2 rRNA genes are annotated in these 556 nt (G+C 48.7%); both read right to left on the bottom strand.

Features of this window, described 5'->3' with window-relative positions:
- Positions 1-127: ribosomal RNA gene (locus D5S18_RS36315) — 23S ribosomal RNA — on the bottom strand; the annotation flags it as partial.
- Positions 128-309: 182 nt separating this feature from the next.
- Positions 310-556: ribosomal RNA gene (locus tag D5S18_RS36310) — 16S ribosomal RNA — on the bottom strand; the annotation flags it as partial.

The following is a 556-nucleotide window of genomic DNA, read 5'->3' as shown; positions in this document are numbered from 1 at the left end:
GTTTCCCCATTCGGAAATCTCCGGATCAAAGCTTGCTTACAGCTCCCCGAAGCATATCGGTGTTCGTCCCGTCCTTCATCGGCTCCTAGTGCCAAGGCATCCACCGTGCGCCCTTTCTAACTTAACCATTTCTTACTTTAGAAAGAATCACTATGTGTGATGAACTTTGCATTGCATTCAATGTGAATGTATTACTTATTGTTATCTAGTTTTCAAAGAACAATCCTGTCTCGCTAGAGACATGTTTTGAAGGAATGATCCTTCAAAACTAAACAAGACGAAAACGTACGCTGCTCCATATATCCTTAGAAAGGAGGTGATCCAGCCGCACCTTCCGATACGGCTACCTTGTTACGACTTCACCCCAATCATCTGCCCCACCTTCGGCGGCTGGCTCCATAAAGGTTACCTCACCGACTTCGGGTGTTGCAAACTCTCGTGGTGTGACGGGCGGTGTGTACAAGGCCCGGGAACGTATTCACCGCGGCATGCTGATCCGCGATTACTAGCGATTCCAGCTTCACGCAGTCGAGTTGCAGACTGCGATCCGAACTGA

It is taken from the genome of Nocardia panacis (assembly GCF_003598715.1).
GTDB lineage: Bacteria > Actinomycetota > Actinomycetes > Mycobacteriales > Mycobacteriaceae > Nocardia > Nocardia panacis.
Note: the sequence above shows the minus strand (reverse complement) of the source record. Positions and strands in the feature narration are given on the sequence as shown.